Origin of the sequence: Cellulomonas wangleii (assembly GCF_018388445.1) — a bacterium.
In the GTDB taxonomy this organism is placed as follows: domain Bacteria; phylum Actinomycetota; class Actinomycetes; order Actinomycetales; family Cellulomonadaceae; genus Cellulomonas; species Cellulomonas wangleii.
On sequence record NZ_CP074405.1, the window covers coordinates 988,511 to 1,008,466 of the forward strand.

Below are 19,956 nucleotides of genomic sequence, written 5' to 3' on the forward strand. Positions count from 1 at the left end.
CGCGTGGCCGGGGTGGCGCTGGTGGTCGTCGGCTACGGGTCGGCGGCGCTGCTCGAGCAGCACCTGGTGCCGTCGGCACCGGGGGCGGACCTCGTCGTCGTGGTCGACAACCGCACGGACGACGACGAGCGCCGGCGGGTGACCGACCTGGCGGACCGCGAGGGGTGGGCCACCGTGCTGCCGGACCGGAACCTCGGGTTCGGCGCGGGAGCGGACGCCGGCGCCGCCGAGGCGTTCGCGTGGGGTGCCGACGTCGTCGTCCTGCTCAACCCCGACGCGCGCCTCGCCCCGGCCGACCGCCGGGTCCTCGTCGACGCCGTGCGGGAGCGGCCCCTGCTGCTCGCCGCACCGCGGGTGGAGCGTCCCGACGGCACGCCGTGGATGACCGGGGTGCTCGCGCTGGACCTGCGCACGGGCCGCATGCGCACGGCGGCCGAGCGTCGTGCCGACCCGGCGCCGCCGTGGGCGGTGCCGTGGGTGTCCGGCGCGTGCCTGGCCGTCACGCGGGAGCTGTGGGAGCGCACCGGCGGGTTCGCCCACGACTACTTCCTCTACTGGGAGGACGTCGACCTGTCGCGGCGGGTCCTGGCCGTGGGCGGTGCGGTCGCGGTGGTGCCGCGGGCGCTCGCGGTGCACGACGAGGGCTCGACCCACCCGGACCGCGTCGCGGGGCGGGCGAAGTCGGCGACGTACTACTACTACAACGTCCGCAACCGCATGGTGTTCGCCCGCGCGTGGCTGCCCCGGGAAGACCGGCTGCGCTGGCACCTCCTGGCGCTGCCCGCCGCGAGGGCGGTCGTGCTGCAGGGCGGGCGACGTCAGCTGCTGCGGCCCGCCCCGTGGGTCGCGGCGGCCCGGGGCCTGCTCGACGGTGCGCGGGGCCGCACGGGGGACCCGCGCGCGGGACGGGGTGAGGAGCGCGGGCGGCCGGTGCGCGTGCTGCCGTCGTTCGGCGTGCCGCGGCCGACCACCAACCCCTACATCGTCATGCTCGCCGCCGCGCTCGACGCGCAGGACGGCGTCGACCTGCGGCGGTTCACCTGGCGCACCGCGCTGGCGGGTCGGTACGACGTGGTGCACCTGCACTGGCCCGAGTCGTTGTTCGCCGCCCGGTCAGGTACGCGGCGCACGCTCAAGCGCTGGGCGTTCCTGGCCTGGACGGTCCGCCTGGCGGTGCTGCGCACCCCCGTGGTGCGCACGGTCCACAACGTCGAGCACCCGCGCGACGTGAGCCGTCTGGAGTCGCTCGGCCTGCGGGCGGTGGACCGCCTCACCACGGCTCGCGTCGTCCTCAACGACGTCGACGCGCAGGTGCGCACCCGGGTGCCGACGGCGTGCGTGCTGCACGGGCACTACCGGGACTGGTACGCGCCGCACCCGCGGCACGACGCGCGTCCCGGGAGCATCGCGTTCGTCGGGTTGGTGCGTCGGTACAAGGGCGTCGAGGGGCTGCTGGCCGCGTTCACGGAGACCGCCCGCGAGGGCCCGGACCTCACCCTGACGATCGCGGGCAGGCCGTCGTCCGAGGCGCTGGCCGACGCGGTCCGTGGCGCAGCGGCCCGTGACCCGCGCGTCCGCGCGCGGCTGGGCTTCCTCGACGACGCGGCGCTGGTCCAGGCGGTGACGTCGGCGCAGGTCGTGGTCCTGCCCTACCGGCACATGCACAACTCGGGCGCGGTGCTGGCGGCCCTGTCCCTGGACCGGCCCGTGCTGGTGCCCGACACCGCCGTCAACCGCGCGCTGGCCGACGAGGTCGGGCCCGGGTGGGTGCTCACGTACGACGACGAGCTCACGGGCGGTGACCTGCTCAAGGCCGTCGCGGCCACCCGCGACCGGGCACCGGGTGCCCGTCCCGACCTGTCACGGCGGGGCTGGCAGGAGGCCGGCCGCGCCCACCTGGCCGTGTACCGCGCGGCCCTGGGGCGGGGGCGGACGTGACGCGTGTGGTGGTGGCGGTGCCGACCCTGCACCGCCCGGTGACGCTGGACGCGGCGCTGCGCGCCGTGCGGGCCGAGGCGGTCCGCTGCGCCGCCGACCGTGGGGTGGACGTGGACCTGCTCGTCGTCGACAACGACCCCGCCGGGTCCGCGGGCACGGTCGCCCGGGCGCACGGGGCGCGGCACGTCACCGAGCCGGTGCCGGGGCTGTCGGCGGTGCGCAACCGCGCGCTGGACGAGGCGGCCGCGCACGACCTGCTGGTGTTCCTCGACGACGACGAGGTGCCCGAGCCGGGCTGGCTGGTCGCGCTGCTGGACACCCACCGGGCGACGGGTGCCGCGGCGGTCGCCGGACCCGTGCGCACCCTGCTGCCGCCCGGCGCCGACGACTGGGTGCGGGCGAGCTACGTGCGACCCGCCCGCGTGGGCGGGCAGCGCATGGCCGCGGCGGCGACCAACAACCTGCTGCTGGACCTGGCGGCCGTGCGGGCCGCGGGCGTGCGGTTCGACCCCGCCCTGGGCCTCACCGGCGGCGAGGACACGCAGTTCACGTCCGACCTCGTGCGCGCCGGGGGGACGATCCGGTGGTGCGCCGGCGCCCGCGTCGTGGAGTCGGTGGGACCGGCGCGGCTGGATCGCCGGTGGATCCTGCGGCGGGCGTTCCGCTCCGGCGTCACGGAGGCCGTGGTCGCGCTGCGGACGGCGCCGACCCTGCCGGCACGCGGCGGGCGCGGGGTCCTGCTGGCCGCCGGCGGGGTGGCGCGCATGCTGGTGGGGACGGGCCTGCACGTGGTCGCGCACCTGCGACGCAGCCCCGGCCGGTCCGCGCGGGCCGCCCGCATGGCCGCCCGCGGCGCGGGGCACCTCGCGGGTCTGGTCGGCCACCGGCAGGAGGAGTACGCGCACCGGCACCGGCTCGCGCCCCAGGGGGTGGGGGTGTGAGCACCGGGGACGTGCTCGGCGCGGGCACGGTCGTCACCGTGGTGTTCGAGCTCGAGGTGCCGCTGCTCCTGCTGCAGGCCCGGTCGTTCGCGCGGCACGTGCCCGTGGGCGCCGTGGCCGAGGTGCTGGTCATCGACGACACGGCCCGCGGGCTGCCCGCCCGCGGCGCCGCGGAGCTGCTCGCGGCGTACGGCCCGCACGCGGACCGCGTCACGCTGCTGCGCCCGGACGACCTGGGCGGGGTCCCGGCCGCGCCCGGGTGGCAGCGGCAGCAGGCGCTGAAGCTGCTCGTCGCCCCGCGCGTCACCACCGGGCGCTACCTCGCCCTCGATGCCAAGAACCACCTGGTGCGGGCCCCGGACCCCGCCTGGTTCGGGGTGCCCGACGGCCGCGCGCGGCTGGGCGTCCACGGTTACGCCGGCCACCCGCTGCGCCCGGCGCTCGAGCGCACCGTCCGCTACCTCGGGCTGGACCCGGGCGCCGTGCTCGACCGGTTCCCGGCCACGGTGACGCCGTTCGTCCTGGTCACGTCGTTGGTGCGGGCCATGGTCGAGGACGTGGGGGACCGGGCCGGGCGGCCGTTCGCGCAGGAGTTCGTGGACCACCGGCTGACCGAGTTCTTCCTGTACGCCGCGTGGCTGGAGGCCCGCGCCGGCGGCCGGGACCGCTGGTACGCCGACGGGCAGCCGGGGTGCCCGGTGGTCTGGCCGGGTGATCCCTCGCTGCGGGCCGTGCGCGCCGCGGGGGAGGAGCTGGACGGCACGGGTGCGCCGGTGCTCTCTGTGCACCGCACCGCGCTCGTCCGCATGCCCGCGGACGCGACCGACGCGCTGACCGACCTGTGGGTCGCGCACGGGCTGTTCGCGGCACGCGGCGACGCCGCACGCTTCGTCGCCGGGTTCCGCCGCACCTACCGCCGGCGGGTCTGGGTGCGGCGCTGCCGGGAGGCCCCGCAGCGGGTGCGGGCACGCCTGGCGGACCGCGCGACCGCCGCGGGGGCGGTGCCGGCGTGAGCGGCACACCCGCGCCGGACGGGATGCGCGTGCTCGTCGACGCGTACTGGTGGTTCGAGGGGCCGCCGTCCAACCGGATGGTGCAGCGCGAGCTCGTGCGGGCCTGGCGCGCCGCCCACCCGCAGGACGTGCTCGTGCCCGTCGTGCCCGCCGCGGCGCTCGCGCGGGCCGGGGCGGACCCCGAGCTGGCGGGCGCCCTGCCCGCACGGGGGCGCCCGCACGCGGTCGCCGTCGAGCTCGAGTACGGGCGGCTCGCCCGGCGCGCGGGCGCCGACGCGCTGCTCACCCACAACTTCGCACCCCGGGGCGGCGCCGCGCCGCGCACCACCGTGTTCTGCCACGACGTCCTCTTCCAGGACCACCCCGAGTGGTTCACCCGGGCCGAGCGGTGCTACCTCTCGCTCGTCGGGCCCGGCCTCGTCCGCGCCGGGGCGGTCGTCACGTCGTCGACGCACGAGGCGGCGCACGTGCGGCGGCTCAACCCCCGGGTCCCCGGCGTGACGCCGATCGGGCTCGCACCCGACCCCGCGCTGCTGACCGCCGCGCCGCGCCGCCCGGCCGCGCTGCCCGCGGTCGAGGGGTTCTGGCTGTCGGTCGGCAGGCTGAACGTCCGCAAGAACCTCGCGACCACGGTCGTGGGCGCGCTGCGGTCCGGCCGGGTGGCACCGCGGCGCCCGCTGGTCGTGGTGGGCGAGAGCGACGGGCGCGGCCCCGGCCTGCCGGACGAGGTCGGGGCGGCCGTGCGGGCCGGCGCGGTCGTGCTGCTCGGCGGTGTGGCCACGGACGAGCTCGCGTGGCTCTACCGCCACGCGGAGCTGTTCGTCTTCCTCTCGCTGGCCGAGGGGTACGGGCTGCCCCCGGTCGAGGCGCTGGCCCTGGGGTGCCCGGTCGTCGTCAGCGACCTGGCCGTCTTCCGGGAGACCCTCGGGGGCCGGGCGCTGCGCGTCCCCCCCGACGACGTCGGGGCCGTCGCGGCCGCCCTGCGGGCCTGGCAGCCGCCGGGGCACCCGGCGCCGTGGGTGCCGCCGGGGTGGGACGGACCCGCGCGGGAGGTGCGCGAGGCGGTCCGCCGGACCGCCGCCGGGGCCGGCAGCGCCGCCGCGCGGCGGGGCGGGTGAATGCGCGCCCGGGGCGGGGTGAAAGCGTGCCCGGCCCCCCTGATGTCGGGTATGCGGTGGAATGCTGGGGTTGTCATGGTCTGCCCCGCCCACGTGGCCGCGCAGGACGACCGACCGGCGCGGGGCAGCGCCAGGAGGTCCGGGGGGTGAGGTGCTCCATGGGTGCAGCCAGGTCACGACGCGCCGGTCCCGTGGGGGACCGCCCCACCGCCGCCCTCCAGTGGCCACCCGGTGTCGGCCGGCTCGCTGCGGTCGTCGCCGCGTCGGCGCTCGTGGTGGTCCTGTCCGGGGCCGCGCCGGCGGTGCGCGCCGGTGCGCCCGGTGCCGAGCAGCCGGTCGGTGACGCGGCCGCGGACGCGGCGACGACCACGGCCGCGGACGCGGCGACGACCACGGCCGCGGACGCGGCGACGACCACGGCCGCGGACGCGGCGGCCACCGCACTGGCACCGAGCGTGCCCGAGGCGCTGGTCTCCGCCGACCCGCTGCCGACTGCCCAGATCGACGGCGTCGCGTGGGCGCAGGTGGTGCAGGGCGACGTCGTGTACGTGGGCGGCGGGTTCGCCAACGCCCGGCCCGCCGGTGCCGCACCGGGGACGTCGCTCTCACCGCGGGCCAACCTCATGGCGTACGACCTCACGACCGGGGTCATGACCGCGTGGAACCCGGGGGCGAACGGCCAGGTGCTCGCGCTCGCCCTGTCGCCGGACGGCACGCGGCTGTACGTCGGCGGCGCGTTCACGTCGGTGGCGGGTCAGGCCCGCTACCGTGTGGCGGCCTTCGACACGGCCACGGGTGCGCTCGTCACGTCGTTCCGTCCGCAGGTCAACGGCAAGGTCCAGGGCATCGCGGCGACCCAGGGCACGGTGTACCTCACGGGGGAGTTCACGGGCGTGGACAACGTGCCGCGCACCCGCGTCGCGGCGGTGAGCGCGAGCACGGGGCAGCTGCTGCCGTTCGCCCCGACCCTGGCCGGCGGCTGGGGAGGGCGCGCCGTGGTGGTGTCGCCCGACGGCGCGCGCGTCGTGCTGGCCGGCTCCTTCGAGAGCGTCAACGGCTCGACCAACCCGGGCCGGGGCATGGCGGCGCTCGACCCGGTGACCGGGGCGAGCCTGCCGTGGCCGGTCAACTCCGTCATCCGCAACGGCGGGCAGAATGCGGCGGTGTACTCCCTGTCGAGCGACGGGGACAGCGTCTACGGCACCGGGTACGACTTCGGCGGGACCAGCCAGGACGGGTTCGAGGGCGCCTTCCGTGCGTCGTGGACCGGGCAGCTGCGCTGGATCGAGACGTGCCGCGGCGACACGTACGCGATCGCGGCGCTCGGCGGGCACGTGTACACCGCGAGCCACTCCCACAACTGCAGCGCGATGGGCAGCTTCCCGGAGATGAGCCCCCGGATCTACCGGCACGGGCTCGTCTGGACCAAGGAGCCCTCCGGGCGGACCGTCTCCTTCAAGGGCGTGCAACGGCCCGCGACCAGCCGGGTCACCTGGTACCCCCAGTGGTGGACGGGGTCGTACACGGGCATGTCGCAGGCCGCGTTCAGCATCACCGGTACCGCTGCGTACGTCGCCTTCGGCGGGGAGTTCCCGCGGGTCGCGGGCGTCGCCCAGCAGGGCCTCGTGCGGTTCACCACGCGGGACCGGGCGCCCAACCGGCTCGGTCCGCAGGTCCAGGGCGGCGCGTGGGCGCTGACGCCCACCGTGACGTCGTCGGGCGTGCGGCTCGCCTGGACCGCCAACCACGACCAGGACGACGAGGTGCTGCGCTACGAGGTGCTGCGCCAGGACCGCGGGTCGACCCCGCTGCAGACGGTCGAGGCCGCGTCGACGTTCTGGTCGCGCCCGGCCATGTCCTTCGTGGACACGTCGGTCGTGCCCGGGACGACGTACCGCTACCGGGTGCGCGCCACGGACCGCTGGGGTGCCTGGACGTGGACCGACTGGACGACCGTCGCCACCCCCGCCGGGGCGCAGGCGCGGACGGCGGTGCCCCCGGCGGCGACGTCGCCGACGGCACCGGGCGCGACGTCACCCGACGTCACAGCGCCCGGCACCACCGCGCCCGGCACCACGGCGCCCGGCACCACGGCGCCCGACGTCACGGCCCCGGAGGTCACGGCACCGAAGGCGCCGGCGCCGGCGGCACCGGACGCCGTCGCACCGGACGCCCTCGCGCCCGACGCACCGCCCGGAGGTGAGGGATGAGCCAGGTGAGCACCCGGTCCGCCCGCCGCGGGCGCCCGGCCGGTGGGAGCTGCGCATGACGGTCCAGGAGTACACCGGCGCGCTGGCCCGCCACTGGGTGGTGATCGTGCTGACGGCGCTCGCGGGCGGCGTGGTCGGCTACCTCTACGCGGCCTCGCAGCCCGCGCAGTACCGGTCGACCGCGTCCGTGATGCTCGCCGCGCAGCAGGGCGAGTCGCCGGTCGACCTGCTGCAGGGCGCCACCTACGTCCAGAACCTCATGGCGTCCTACACGGTGCTGGCGTCCTCGCCGCTGGTGCTGGAGCACGCCATCGAGGACCTGGGGCTCGCGACGACCCCGAGCGACCTGGCCCGCCAGGTGCGCGTGGACTCGCCGCTCGACACGTCGGTCATCGAGATCTCGGTGGCGCAGCCGTCGCCGCAGGAGGCCCGGGCCGTCGCGGACGCGGTGGCGGCGAGCCTGGCGGACGCGGTCCCGCAGGTGTCGCCGCGCGGCGCGCAGGAGGCCTCCGCCGTGCGGGTGACCGTCATCGCACCGGCCACCGCGGCGCAGGCGCCGGTCGCGCCCAACACCCGGTTCCTCGTGGCGAGCGGGCTGCTGCTGGGCGCGCTCCTCGGGTGCGCCTACGCCGTCCTGCGGCGGGTGCTCGACACCCGGCCGGCGAGCGCCGAGGAGGCGGCCCGCGCGGCGGACGCCCCCGTGCTCGCGGAGCTGCCGGCCACGCCACCCGGCGTCGGCCCGGCGGCCGAGATGACCGCGGACCCGGCGGGTGCCCAGGCGGAGGCGTTCCGCTCCCTGCTCGCGACGCTGCTGCCGGGGGACGCCGCGCAGCCGCGGCAGGTGCTGCTCGTCGCGTCGGGTGACGCCGAGGAGGGTCGCAGCGCCGTCGCGCTCGGGCTCGCGGTCGCCCTGGCCGGCCTGGGGCGCCGCGTCCTGCTCGTCGACGCCGACCTGCGGCACCCGACCGTCGCCCGGGCCACCGGGCTGCCGCCCGCGCCGGGCCTGACCGACGTCCTGGCGGGGGACGCGTCGGCCGCGGTGGGGCGTCCCTGGGGCCCGGACCGGCTCACGGTGCTGACCAGCGGCCCGCTGCCGTCCGACCCGGGGCCGCTGCTCGCGTCCGACGCGCTCGCCGCGGTGCTGCGCGACGCCCGCGCGGCGTACGACCACGTGGTGCTCGACAGCCCGCCGGCCCTCGCGCTGAGCGACGCCCTGTGGCTCGCGTCCCGGGCCGACGGCGTGCTGGTCGTGGTCCGGCCGGGGACGACGCGCGGGCGCCGGCTGCGACGGACGGTCGCGCGGCTGCGCCTGGCCGGCGGGCACGTCCTCGGCCTCGTGCTCGGTGGCGCGCCGCTGCGGACGCGCGCGCGGTACGCCGAGCGGCTGCGCCCGCCCTCGCCGCGGCGACCGGCCGCGGTGCCCGGGCCGGCCGAGCCCGTCCCCGTCCCCGTCCCGGCCGGTGCGGCGCGTGGCGTCGGTGAGCCGTCACCCACCCCGGCGGCCCGCGCCGGTGGTGACGAGGGTGCGGCGTGACGTCGGGGCCGCCGCGCACCGGCCGCCGCCGGGTCGTCGTCGCAGGAGCGCTCGGTGCCGGCGTCCTGGCCGCGGTCGTGTCGGGCTTGCTGAACGCGGCCGCCGACGGCGGGGGCGCCGGCGCGGCGCCGGCGCGTGCGAGCGGGCCGACGGCGGTGGCACCGACCACCGCCGGGGGCGACGCACCGGACGGTGCCCGGGCCCCGGCCGACGCGGCCGCGTCGCCCGGCGGGGAGACGGCGGACCCGGTCGCACCACCGGACGCGGCCGCGGCCGGCGCTCCACCGGTGGCCCCCCTGGAGCTGCCCGCCGTCGGGCCGCGGGAGGCGGCGCGCACGGCCGGCGCCGCGGTGCGCCTGGCCGCGGTGGAGCGCGTCGACGGGGTCGCGACCAGCCCGGGCGAGATCGCCGGCCCCGCGGTGCGGTGCACGGTCGAGGTGACCAACGAGGGTGACACCCCCGTCGACCTGGCGCTCGTGGCCGTCAACGCGTCCACCGCCGGGGTGCCGCTGGTCGCCCTGGTCGAGCCCGGCGGACGGCCCCTCGCCGGGTCGCTCGCCCCGGGCGCGTCCGGCACCGGCGTCTTCCTGTTCCGGCTCGCGGACGGCACCGCGGCGGACGTGACGCTCGTGGTCGACGTCCTGCCCGGTGAGCCGGCCGCGGTGTTCGCGGGCGTGCTCGGGTGAGTGCGGCCGCGCCGGGCGCGGCGCCCGTGCCGCAGCGGCCCGGGTCCGCGGCGGTCACGGCGCCCGCGACGGTCCCGGTCCCCGCGGCACCGCCCACCCCCGCAGGACGCGTGCCCCTGGCCACGGTCCCGGGGGACCGTGCGCCGGGCCGTGCGCTGGACCGTGCGACGGCCGTCGTCGCGTGCGTGTGCGTGGGGTTCTGGACCCAGCTCGCGGTCGGCCTCACGCTCGGGCTGCTGGTCGCGGTGCTGCTCACGCCCGTGTGGCTGCCGGTCTGGTGGCGGTACCGCGCCGGACGCCTGCTGCTCGGGCTCGCCGTCGCGGCGGTCCTGTGCGGCGCGTACCTGACCCTGGCCGGCGCCGGCACCCGCGCGCCCGACCCCTACGGCGCACGCCTGACGGCGTCCGGGGTCGCGGTCGTGGTGACGTCCGCGGGCGTGCTGGTCTGGGCGCACCGCGTGCTGGCGCCCCGCACGGTGGTCGTGCTGTACGGCGCGGGCATGCTCGCGTCGGCGCTGCCCCGTGCGGCGGGCAGCACCGACCCGTGGAAGTACGAGCTCTCGGTGCCCGTCACGGTGCTCGTGCTCGGCGCCTGCCTGACCGTGTCCTCGGTGCTCGTGCAGGTGGTCGCCGTGCTGGCGCTCGCCGCCGTCTCGGCCGCCAACGACGCGCGCTCCGGCGCCTCGCTGCTGGTGGTGACGGCCGCCGTGCTCGTGTGGCAGCGCGCGGCCGGCGCCCTGGCGCCCCGCTCGACCGTGACGCGCACGGTCGTGCAGCTCGCGCTGCTGGGCGTCATCGCCGTCTTCTCGATCCAGGCGATGCTCGTCGAGGGCGTCTTCGGGGAGAGCGCCCGCGCCCGCACGCAGGCCCAGATCGACACGAGCGGGTTCGTGCTGGCCGGCGCCCGGCCGGAGATGGGCGCCACCGCGGCGCTGCTCGGCGCGCAGCCGTGGGGGTACGGCTCCGGGCTCCTGCCCGACCACGGGGACGTGCTCACGGCCAAGGCCGGGATGGCGCAGCTGCGGTACGACCCGGACAACGGCTACGTCGAGCGGTACCTGTTCGGGTCGGGGTTCGAGGTCCACTCCGTCCTCGGCGACCTGTGGATCCGCCTCGGTCCGCCCGGTGCCGTGCTCGCCGTGACGGTCACCGGGCTGGCGGCCGCCGGTCTCGTGCGGGCGCTCGCCCGCCGGCAGGCCTCCGCGCTGCGCGTGCTGGTGACCTCGCTGGTGGCGTGGGACCTGCTGTTCAGCCCGTTCTTCTCGACGTCGATCGCGGTGATGGTCCTCGCCGTGGCGCTCGCCGTCACGGACTCGCGGACCGTCGGGCGGGCGCCCCCGTGAGGGCGGTGTGGGGGGACCTGGTGCGCACCGCCGGGGCCCGCGCGGGCGTCGTCGCGCTCGGCGGGCTGCTCGGGGTCGTCAGCACCCGCGTCGTCATCGAGCACTTCGGGGTGGCCGCCTACGCCCAGTACGGCCTGCTCAACGGCCTGCGCAACCTGCTGCCGTTCGCCGACCTGGGGATCGGCGCGGTCGTCCTGAACGCCGTCGCGCACGCCGACGACCCGGCGCGGGCGCGCAGCGTCCACCGGGTGCTGACCACAGCCTTCCGGCTGCTGACGGTGTCCGGGCTGGTCGTCGCCGCGCTGTGCGTCGTGGTGCAGGTGGGCGGGTGGTGGCCGCTGCTGCTGGGGGACGGCCTGACGCCCGGCGGTGACGTCGTCGCGACGCTCTGCCTCGCGCTGTTCGGGCTGTCGCTGCCGCTGGGTGTCGGCAGCAGGATCCTGGTCGGGCTGCGGCGGACGGCGGCGCAGACGGTGCTGCAGGGTCTGGTCTCGCCGCTGTTCCTCGCCGGTGTCCTGGCGCTCACGCTCCTGGGCCGGGCGGCCGGTGACTGGGTGGCGCTGGTCTCGTACGCGGCCGCGTCGGTGGTCTCGGCGGTCGTCCTCGCCGTCGCCGCGCGGGTCGTCGCCCCCCAGGTGGGCCGGGCGCTGCGCGACGTGCCGCGGGTCCGGGCCGTGCCGGGGGTGCCCGTCGCGGCGACGGCCGTGCCGATGCTCGTGCAGTCGGTCGCGATGCCCGTGGCGATGCAGACCGACCGGCTGTTCCTCTCGCACCTGGCGAGCACGGACGCGCTCGCGCAGTACGTCTTCGCCGGGCAGATGTTCGGCCTGGTCATGCAGGTCGTGCTGTCCGCCGGGCTGAGCCTGTGGCCCCACTTCGCCCGTGCCCGGGCGCAGGACGACGTGGTGGCGCCGTTCCGCCTCAGCGTGGCGTTCGGGGTCGCGGCGGTGCTCGCGCTGGGCGTCCTGGTGCTCGCGCTGCCCGCGCTCGAGGCGCTGGTGACCGACGGTGCGCTGCACCTCGGCGCCGGGGTCGTCCTCGGGTGGTGCGGGTTCGTGCTGGTGCAGGCGGTCCTGTACCCCGTCGGCATGTACATGACGGACGAGGCGGGGCTGCGCTTCCAGGTGGTGCCGGTGCTGAGCATGTGCGTGAGCAACGTGCTGCTCACGTGGTGGCTGGTGGGGCGCCTCGGTGCGGCCGGGCCCGTGCTCGCGTCGGCGCTCGCGGTGCTGGTCTGCCAGCTGGTCCCGGGGGTGCGGTACGTCCGGCGCGACGTGGCGCGCCGCGCGTCGCAGGGCCCCGCGGGGGTGTCGTCCGTGCCCGCGGCGGACCGCCGGTAGGAGGGGCGGGCGGCGGTCAGTCCGTGTGCTGGTCGCGCGCGGTCGACCCGGCGGCGACGTCCCTGCGCCCCACGTGCGGGCGCAGCGGGTCCGGCACCGTGACGAGCGGCAGACCGTCGCGCGTCGGCGTCCGCGACGTCTCGAGCACCCGCGGCGGTCCGGCGAGGTGCACCGCCAGCTCGGGGAAGCTCGAGTAGTGCGGTCCCAGCAGGTGGCTGGCCCCGGCCAGCAGGTACAGGTCCGCGACGGCCGCGACGAGCCCGTGGCGCGAGTTGTACGCGCCCTTGTCGTCCTGCGCCACGGCACCGGGGAACGCCGCGAGGAGCTCGTGCTGCACCCGCGGGACGTCGCACGAGAGGAGGAACCGGACCCCCGGCTGCTCCTGCTCGATCCGGCGCATGCGCTCGACGAACCACCCGACCGGCGACCACCGCAGCGTCTCGGGGTGCGACGCGTGGTGGGCCCGCACCATCACGCCGACGTACGGCTCGCCCGCCAGGCGCCGCGCGAGCCGGACCACCCGGTCGGCGACCGCGGGGGCCGGCCGCAGCTCGCGCAGCAGGTGGGGCCACGGCTGGGCGTCGTCGGGCAGCACGAGCGCGTGCCCGGTGCGGACCAGCCACACCCGCTCGTCCCGCGCGTCGTCCAGCCAGTGCAGCGACCAGTCGCGGTGGGGGTACCGCAGGCGCAGCGCCCGGTGCGCGACGCCCGGCAGCCGGCGCAGCGCGTCGTCGCGTGCGCGGTCCTGTGCAGCGTCGTCCCGTGCGTCGTCGTCCCACAGGTCCCTGAGCTGCGCGCCGAAGGACCGCCCCGTGGGCCACACGTACGCGAACCCCCGCGCCTCGCGCCGCGCGAGCGACCGCGCCCCCAGCAGGGCCCGCATGCGGTTGCCCAGGCCGGCGTGGCGGGGCATCACCGACACGACGGTGCCGCGCGCGGCGCTCACGGGATCACGTACTGCGAGGTGTAGGCCCACGCGAGCAGCACCTGGGCGGTCAGCAGCATCCCGCACAGCAGCAGCACGAGCCGCCGGCCCAAGCGCTGCACGACCAGCCAGACCAGCGGGAACGCCGCCAGCAGGAACCGGGGGCGCGGTCCCAGGCCGCTGTAGGCGAGCATCTGGCCCAGCAGGACCGCGGTGTACGCGGTGGGGACCGCGGGGATGCGCGCCCCGCGCCACACGGCCCACGCGACCACCGCCAGCCAGAGGAAGCCCGACCACATCACCAGGTAGGTGTGGTCGTGGACCAGCTCGGAGAAGCCCGTGACGAGGTACGCGAACTGGACCCCGAAGTCGAGCTGCTGGTGCCAGAAGCGCTCCTGCACGACGAACCAGGCGTCCGGCTGTCCCGTGCGCCACCACAGGTAGGCCCAGTACCCGAGCGTGCCGAGCGGGGCCAGGGCCGGGGCGACCAGGCTCGTGACGTCCCGGTCCCGGCGCAGCGCGAGGTACGACGCGACGGCCGCGGCCGCGACCAGCCCGACCGCGTTGGGCCGCGTCGCGGTGCCCGCCACGGCCACCAGGCCGGCGCCGAGCCAGCGGTGGCGCGCGAGCAGCACCAGGCACCACGCGGCCAGGGCCACGAACAGCGGGTCCGCCATGAGCAGCGAGAACGTCGCCGCGCCCGGCATGGCCACGACCACGAGCGCCGCGAGGAACGCCGTCCCCGCCGACAGCACGGTGCGGCCGGCCGCGTGCACCGCGACGACGGCCGCGACCCCCAGCAGCAGGTTCAGCGCGATCCCCGCCGCGACCAGCGGGGCGCCGGTCACCTCCGCGACCCCGCGCACCAGCAGCGGGAACAGGGGGAAGAACGCCGCGGTCGCCAGGTCCGGCTGGTCCGCCGCCGGGACGACGTCGGGGTAGCCGTGCGCGGCGATCGACAGGTAGAACGGCCCGTCCCAGGGCGCCAGCGCCCGGGTCCACCCGAGGTCCTGCTGCCGGCGCGCCAGGTCGACCGCCCCGAGCACGAGCACGCGGGACGCCAGGTACGCCGCGACGAGCACCGTGCTGCTGCGGGCGAACGACACCCGGTCGGCCCACGTGCCTGTGCCTGCCGACGTGCCTGTGCCTGCCGACGTGCCTGTGCCCGCCGGGGCCCGGGTGCCGGCCGCCGTGGCCGTCTCCCGCTCGACACCCGCGGGGGCGCCGAGCGTGCCGTCCGCGCTCACGTCGCCGTGTCCGGCCGGGCCGTGGCGTCCGCCGGCACAGCGGCCGGCGCGGGCTGCCGACGTCGCAGGACGACGCGCGCCACCCGGGGCTCCAGGCCCCGCAGCCGGCCGGTCACGGGACGCTCGACGAACCGGAACAGGAACGCCCCGGCCGCGACCGCCAGCACGATGGTGAGGACGGTCGCGACCGTGTGGTCGATGAGCCCCGCGCGCGCCAGCACCACCGGCACGACCGGTCCGACGAGCGGGTGGAACAGGTAGAGCGAGTACGAGGCGTCGCCGAGGAACAGCGCGGGCCGTGGCAGGCGGCCGCGCAGCAGCGGCTCGGCGGCCACGACGCACGTGACGAACGCCGTGACCGCCACGACGCGCAGCGGTGAGCTGTTCTCCCAGGCCACGCCGCCGGGCAGCAACGCGATGACGAGCGTCGCGGCGACCGCCCCGGCCGCGACGCGCGGCGTGTGCGGGCGCAGCCGCTCGGAGAGCACCAGCCGGCCCAGTGCCATGCCGATGACGAAGTACACGACGATGAAGCTGAAGTGGTACGACCACACCGGCCACCCGGTCTCGGGGCGCAGGAACGAGCCGGCGGCGACCAGCATCAGCGCGCCGCCGGAGAACAGCATCGGATCCAGCCGGAGCGCGAGGCCCAGCGTGAAGAGCAGGTAGAACAGCATCTCGAACACGAGCGTCCACCCGACACCGAGGATGACGCCGGTCTCGCCCGTGGGCCCGCGCGTCGGCAGGAAGAAGTAGGACGCCAGGACGCGGCCGGGGGACAGGTCCGGGTGCAGCGCGACCGTCGGGACCGCCATGACGGTGAGGATCTTCACGGTCGTGGCGATCCAGTACATCGGTGCGATCCGGATCACCCGGCGGTAGCCGAACCGCAGGGCGCCGTCGCCGTCGCGCGACAGTCCGGGGGTGCTCACCATCATGACGAAGCCCGAGATGACGAAGAAGACGTCCACCCCGACCGCGCCGAACCACCAGGTGCCCACGGACGGGTCGAGCCGGGCCGAGGCGTAGAACGACGCGTGCGTGACCAGGACGAGGAACGCCGCGACGAACCGCAGGGCCTGCACACCCTCGAACCGCATGCGTGCCACCTCGATCCGGACGAAACGGGCACATCGGCCGTTCCAGACTGGCACCCGGCCGCCGTCGCGCCCACACGCCCCCCGGGTGAAACCCGGCGTCGCCCGCCGGGCTGCCCGCCACGTCGACCTCCGTAGACTGGGACCGACGCCTTGCCACCCCCGCCGCCCCCCGGGGTGTCGGGTGATCGATGCTGCCCAAGGACCCCATGGATCTCACCGGCCTCCTGCCCGCTCTCCTCGGCGACCCCGCCGCCGCCGAGGCGGTCGCCTCCGTGCGCGCGCGCGGTGAGCTCGACGTCGTCGGGCCCGCCGGCATCCGGCCCCCGCTGCTCGCGGCGCTGGCCGGTGCCCACCCGACCGCGGGTGCCGGCACGCAGGGCGCCGCGGGCCGGCCGCTCGTCGTGGTCACCGCCACGGGTCGCGACGCGGACGAGCTGGCGGGCGCGCTGCGCTGCTACCTCCCCGACGACGACGTCGCCGTCCTCCCGAGCTGGGAGACGCTGCCGCACGAGCGGCTGAGCCCCCGGTCGGACACGGTGGCGCGCCGCCTCGCGGTGTTCCGCCGCCTGGCGCACCCGGACCCCGAGCCCGGGCCGTCCGGTCCCGTGCGGGTGCTGGTCATGCCGGTGCGGGCGCTGCTGCAGCCGGTGGTCGAGGGGCTGGGCGAGCTGGTTCCGGTCGAGGTGCACACGGGTGACACGGTCGACCTCGACGACCTCGCCCAGCGGCTCGTCGACGCCGCGTACACGCGCGTGGACATGGTCGAGCGACGCGGGGAGTTCGCCGTGCGCGGCGGCATCCTCGACGTGTTCCCGCCCACCGAGGACCATCCGCTGCGCATCGAGCTGTGGGGCGAGGACGTCGAGGAGATCCGCTGGTTCTCCGTGGCCGACCAGCGCAGCCTCGAGGTGGCCGACCACGGCCTGTGGGCCCCGCCGTGCCGGGAGATCCTGCTGACGGACGCGGTCCGCGCCCGTGCCGCGTCGCTGCGCGAGCAGCTGCCCGGGGCGCTGGACATGCTCGACAGGCTGGCCGAGGGGATCGCCGTCGAGGGCATGGAGTCCCTCGCCCCGGTGCTGGTCGACCGGATGGTGCCCGTGCTCGACCTGGTGCCCGAGGAGTCGCTGCTGGTCGTCGTCGACCCCGAGCGCGTGCGTCGCCGGGCGCACGACCTGGTGGCCACGACCCGGGAGTTCCTCGAGGCCGCGTGGACGTCGGCCGCGGCGGGTGCGGCCACGCCGCTGGACCTGTCGGCGGCGTCCTTCGCGTCGTTCGCCGAGGTGCGCGGGCTGGCCGCGGTGCGCGCGCTGGGCTGGTGGACGCTGTCGGGCTTCACGCTCGACGCGGACGCGGTGACCGGCGACGGCGGGGCGTCGGACGGGCCGGGCGCGGAGGGCGACGTCCGCACCCTCGTCGTCGGGGCGCGCGAGGTCGAGCGGTACCGCGGTGACGTCGCGCGGGCCGTCGACGACGTCCGCCGCCTGCAGCACGACGGGTGGCGGCTGGTGCTCGCGACCGACGGCCACGGCCCGGCGCAGCGCATGGTCGAGCAGCTCCGGGCGGCCGACGTCCCGGCACGCCTGGTCGCCACCGTCCCGGACGAGCCCGAGGGCGGGGTCGTGCTGGTCACGCCCGCGCCGGTCGGCCCCGGGTTCGTGCACGAGGGCCTGCACCTCGCGGTGTTCAGCGAGGCCGACCTCACGGGGCGGGCCGGGTCGAGCACCCGCGACATGCGCCGCATGCCGAGCCGGCGGCGCAACGTCGTCGACCCGCTGCAGCTGCGCCCCGGCGACTTCGTGGTGCACGAGCAGCACGGTGTCGGGCGGTTCGTCGAGCTGGTGCAGCGCACGATCGGCTCGGGCGCGTCGGCGGCGACCCGCGAGTACCTGGTGGTCGAGTACGCGTCGAGCAAGCGCGGCCAGCCGGGGGACCGGCTGTACGTGCCCACCGACCAGCTGGACCAGGTCACGAAGTACGTCGGCGGCGAGTCCCCGACGCTCAACCGCATGGGCGGCTCGGACTGGCAGAAGACCAAGGGCCGCGCGCGCAAGGCCGTCAAGGAGATCGCGGCCGAGCTGATCCGGCTGTACTCGGCGCGCATGGCGACGCCGGGCCACGCGTTCGGCCCCGACACGCCCTGGCAGCGCGAGCTCGAGGACGCGTTCGCGTACGTCGAGACGCCGGACCAGCTGGCCACGATCGACGAGGTCAAGGCCGACATGGAGAAGACGGTCCCCATGGACCGCCTGGTCTGCGGCGACGTCGGCTACGGCAAGACGGAGATCGCGGTGCGCGCGGCGTTCAAGGCCGTGCAGGACGGCAAGCAGGTCGCCGTGCTGGTGCCGACGACGCTGCTGGTGCAGCAGCACCTCGACACGTTCACCGAGCGGTACGCGCCGTACCCGGTGAACGTGAAGGCGCTGTCCCGGTTCCAGAGCGCCAAGGAGTCGACCGAGGTCATCGACGGGCTGGCGGACGGGTCCGTCGACGTCGTCATCGGCACGCACCGGCTCATCACCGGCAGCGTGCGGTTCAAGGACCTGGGGCTCGTCATCATCGACGAGGAGCAGCGCTTCGGCGTCGAGCACAAGGAGACGCTCAAGGCGCTGCGCACCAACGTCGACGTGCTCGCGATGAGCGCGACGCCGATCCCGCGCACGCTCGAGATGGCCGTCACGGGCATCCGCGAGATGTCGACGCTGGCCACGCCGCCGGAGGAGCGCCACCCGGTGCTGACGTTCGTCGGGCCGTACGAGGAGAAGCAGATCTCGGCCGCGATCCGGCGTGAGCTGCTGCGCGAGGGTCAGGTCTTCTTCGTGCACAACAAGGTCGAGTCGATCGAGCGTGTGGCGTCGCGGCTCAACGAGCTCGTGCCCGAGGCCCGCATCGCGGTCGCCCACGGCAAGATGGGTGAGCACCGGCTCGAGCAGGTCATCGTCGACTTCTGGGAGAAGAAGTTCGACGTGCTGGTCTGCACGACGATCGTCGAGACCGGCCTGGACATCTCGAACGCGAACACCCTCATCCTCGAGCGGGCCGACCGGCTCGGGCTCTCGCAGCTGCACCAGCTGCGCGGGCGCGTGGGCCGCGGGCGCGAGCGGGCGTACGCGTACTTCCTGTACCCGCCGGAGGTGCCGCTCACCGAGACCGCGCACGACCGCCTGCAGACCATCGCCGCGCACACCGACCTCGGCGCCGGCATGGCCGTGGCCATGAAGGACCTCGAGATCCGCGGTGCGGGCAACCTGCTGGGCGGGGAGCAGTCCGGGCACATCGAGGGCGTCGGGTTCGACCTGTACGTGCGCATGGTGGGCGAGGCGGTCGCGTCGTTCAAGGGTGAGGCGGCCGAGGAGCTGCCCGACGTCACGATCGAGCTGCCCGTCGACGCGCACGTGCCGCACGACTACATCGCCCACGAGCGGCTGCGTCTGGAGGCGTACCGCAAGATCGCCGCAGCGACCGACGAGGCGACGCTGCGCGAGGTGCACGCCGAGCTCGTCGACCGGTACGGGCCGGTGCCCGCCGCCGTCGACAACCTCTTCGAGGTCGCGCAGTTCCGGCTGCACGTGCGGGCCGCCGGCATCGCGGACGTCACCGCGCAGGGCCGGTTCGTGCGGTTCGCGCCGGTCGAGCTGCCGGAGTCCGCGCAGCTGCGGCTCAAGCGGCTGTACCCGGGGTCGGTGCTCAAGCCGGCGGTGCGCACGGTGCTCGTGCCGTTCCCGACCACCGCGCGCATCGGCGGCAAGCCGCTGCACGGGCGCGAGGTGCTCACGTGGGCGCGGCAGTTCATCGACGCGGTGGTCCGCGGGGACGTCTCGGCCGCGGCGGCCGCGGGCACGGCGGCGCGCTGAGGCGGTGCGTCCCGGCGGCGTGCGCGCCGGGCCCCGTGACGAGGGGCACACCACCAGGGCCTACGATGGCTCGCGACCCCGACGGAACGTGAGCAGGAGGCCCTGGTGGCGGTGGGACGACGGACGCGAGGGCGCGTCCTGGTGGCGGCTGCGGTCGTGACGGGCGGGCTGCTCGCGGGGTGCTCGACGCACCCGGGCGACGCGGCCCTGGTCGACGGTCGTGCGATCACGACGGCCGAGCTCGCGACGGCGTTCGAGGAGATGGCCCCGATTCTCCAGGGAGTCGCGCCGCAGAACGTCCTGGGCATCCTCATCACCGAGCCGTTCGCGACCGAGCTCGCCGCCGAGCAGGGCGCCGGCGTGAGCGACCAGCAGGCACTCGACCTGCTGCGCACGGTGGCGGAGCGCGCCGTCGGTCCGGAGGAGGCAGCCGGGATGGAGTTCGGCCCGGGTGCCGTGGCCATCGCCCGCTACTCCCTGGCCTTGGCGGCGCTGCAGGACGCGCCCGACCCGGCCGCCGCCGTCGCCGAGTACCAGGCACGGGTCCTCGACGCGGACATCGAGGTGAACCCCCGGTTCGGTGAGTTCACGATCGACCTCGGCGTCGTGCCGCCCGAGCAGCCGTCGTGGATCGTCCCGGCGGGCGGCCTCGAGGCCGCTCCCGCCGACGAGCCGGCGCTCGAGCCGGTCCCGACGCCCTGACCTCGGGT

14 protein-coding genes are annotated in these 19,956 nt (G+C 76.6%); 11 read left to right on the forward strand and 3 right to left on the reverse strand.

Features of this window, described 5'->3' with window-relative positions:
• Positions 1 to 3 precede the first annotated feature (3 nt).
• The 9 genes from KG103_RS18785 (at position 4) to KG103_RS04730 (ending at position 12,123) form a co-directional block, all read left to right on the forward strand.
• Positions 4 to 1,938, forward strand: coding sequence for a glycosyltransferase (locus tag KG103_RS18785; protein ID WP_249670806.1), 1,935 nt, complete (start codon positions 4 to 6; stop codon positions 1,936 to 1,938).
• A 17-nt stretch (positions 1,939 to 1,955) separates the two neighbouring features.
• Complete coding sequence (locus tag KG103_RS04695; protein WP_207341524.1) at positions 1,956 to 2,879, forward strand: glycosyltransferase family 2 protein; 924 nt, start codon at positions 1,956 to 1,958, stop codon at positions 2,877 to 2,879.
• Positions 2,876 to 3,892, forward strand: coding sequence for a DUF6492 family protein (locus KG103_RS04700; RefSeq protein ID WP_207341525.1), 1,017 nt, complete (start codon positions 2,876 to 2,878; stop codon positions 3,890 to 3,892). The genes KG103_RS04695 and KG103_RS04700 overlap by 4 nt, the downstream gene beginning before the upstream one ends.
• Positions 3,889 to 5,010 (forward strand): glycosyltransferase family 4 protein, encoded by a 1,122-nt coding sequence (locus tag KG103_RS04705; protein WP_207341526.1) that lies wholly within the window; start codon positions 3,889 to 3,891, stop codon positions 5,008 to 5,010. The genes KG103_RS04700 and KG103_RS04705 overlap by 4 nt, the downstream gene beginning before the upstream one ends.
• A gap of 158 nt (positions 5,011 to 5,168) precedes the next feature.
• Positions 5,169 to 7,220, forward strand: coding sequence for a fibronectin type III domain-containing protein (locus KG103_RS04710; protein WP_207341527.1), 2,052 nt, complete (start codon positions 5,169 to 5,171; stop codon positions 7,218 to 7,220).
• Positions 7,221 to 7,275: 55 nt separating this feature from the next.
• A complete protein-coding gene (locus KG103_RS04715; RefSeq protein ID WP_207341528.1) occupies positions 7,276 to 8,754 on the forward strand; it encodes a polysaccharide biosynthesis tyrosine autokinase in 1,479 nt (492 codons plus the stop codon).
• Positions 8,751 to 9,440 carry a hypothetical protein gene (locus KG103_RS04720; RefSeq protein WP_207341529.1) on the forward strand — a complete coding sequence of 230 codons (690 nt, stop codon included), beginning with the start codon at positions 8,751 to 8,753 and terminating at the stop codon, positions 9,438 to 9,440. Before KG103_RS04715 ends, KG103_RS04720 begins: the two co-directional genes overlap by 4 nt.
• Entirely contained in the window at positions 9,437 to 10,783 is a 1,347-nt protein-coding gene (locus KG103_RS04725) for a hypothetical protein (protein ID WP_207341530.1), read from the forward strand. The genes KG103_RS04720 and KG103_RS04725 overlap by 4 nt, the downstream gene beginning before the upstream one ends.
• Positions 10,780 to 12,123, forward strand: coding sequence for a lipopolysaccharide biosynthesis protein (locus tag KG103_RS04730; protein ID WP_249670807.1), 1,344 nt, complete (start codon positions 10,780 to 10,782; stop codon positions 12,121 to 12,123). The genes KG103_RS04725 and KG103_RS04730 overlap by 4 nt, the downstream gene beginning before the upstream one ends.
• A 16-nt stretch (positions 12,124 to 12,139) precedes the next feature.
• Here KG103_RS04730 and KG103_RS04735 read toward each other — a convergent pair whose 3' ends face one another.
• From KG103_RS04735 to KG103_RS04745, 3 genes are read right to left on the reverse strand one after another with little or no spacing between them, the layout of a single operon-like run.
• Positions 12,140 to 13,069, reverse strand: a complete 930-nt coding sequence (locus tag KG103_RS04735) for an O-fucosyltransferase family protein (RefSeq protein WP_207341531.1) — start codon at positions 13,067 to 13,069, stop codon at positions 12,140 to 12,142.
• Positions 13,066 to 14,295, reverse strand: a complete 1,230-nt coding sequence (locus KG103_RS04740; protein ID WP_207341532.1) for a glycosyltransferase family 39 protein — start codon at positions 14,293 to 14,295, stop codon at positions 13,066 to 13,068. The genes KG103_RS04735 and KG103_RS04740 overlap by 4 nt, the downstream gene beginning before the upstream one ends.
• The gene (locus tag KG103_RS04745; protein WP_207341533.1) at positions 14,292 to 15,395 is read right to left on the reverse strand and encodes an acyltransferase family protein; all 1,104 of its coding nucleotides are present in this window, start codon (positions 15,393 to 15,395) and stop codon (positions 14,292 to 14,294) included. The genes KG103_RS04740 and KG103_RS04745 overlap by 4 nt, the downstream gene beginning before the upstream one ends.
• Before the next feature lie 206 nt (positions 15,396 to 15,601).
• Between KG103_RS04745 and mfd the strand changes: the two genes are divergently transcribed.
• Together mfd and KG103_RS04755 are read left to right on the forward strand one after the other, a co-directional pair.
• On the forward strand, positions 15,602 to 19,246 hold the full coding sequence (gene mfd / locus KG103_RS04750) for a transcription-repair coupling factor (protein WP_207341534.1): 3,645 nt from the start codon (positions 15,602 to 15,604) through the stop codon (positions 19,244 to 19,246).
• Positions 19,247 to 19,351: 105 nt separating this feature from the next.
• Positions 19,352 to 19,948 carry a hypothetical protein gene (locus KG103_RS04755; RefSeq protein ID WP_207341535.1) on the forward strand — a complete coding sequence of 199 codons (597 nt, stop codon included), beginning with the start codon at positions 19,352 to 19,354 and terminating at the stop codon, positions 19,946 to 19,948.
• Positions 19,949 to 19,956: the final 8 nt, after the last annotated feature.

Coding starts and splice junctions, on each gene's coding strand:
- KG103_RS04710 (WP_207341527.1), top strand. CDS start 5,169: ATGGGTGCAGCCAGGTCACGACGCGCCGGTCCCGTGGGGGACCGCCCC.
- KG103_RS04715 (WP_207341528.1), top strand. CDS start 7,276: ATGACGGTCCAGGAGTACACCGGCGCGCTGGCCCGCCACTGGGTGGTG.
- KG103_RS04745 (WP_207341533.1), bottom strand. CDS start 15,395: ATGCGGTTCGAGGGTGTGCAGGCCCTGCGGTTCGTCGCGGCGTTCCTC.
- mfd (WP_207341534.1), top strand. CDS start 15,602: ATGGATCTCACCGGCCTCCTGCCCGCTCTCCTCGGCGACCCCGCCGCC.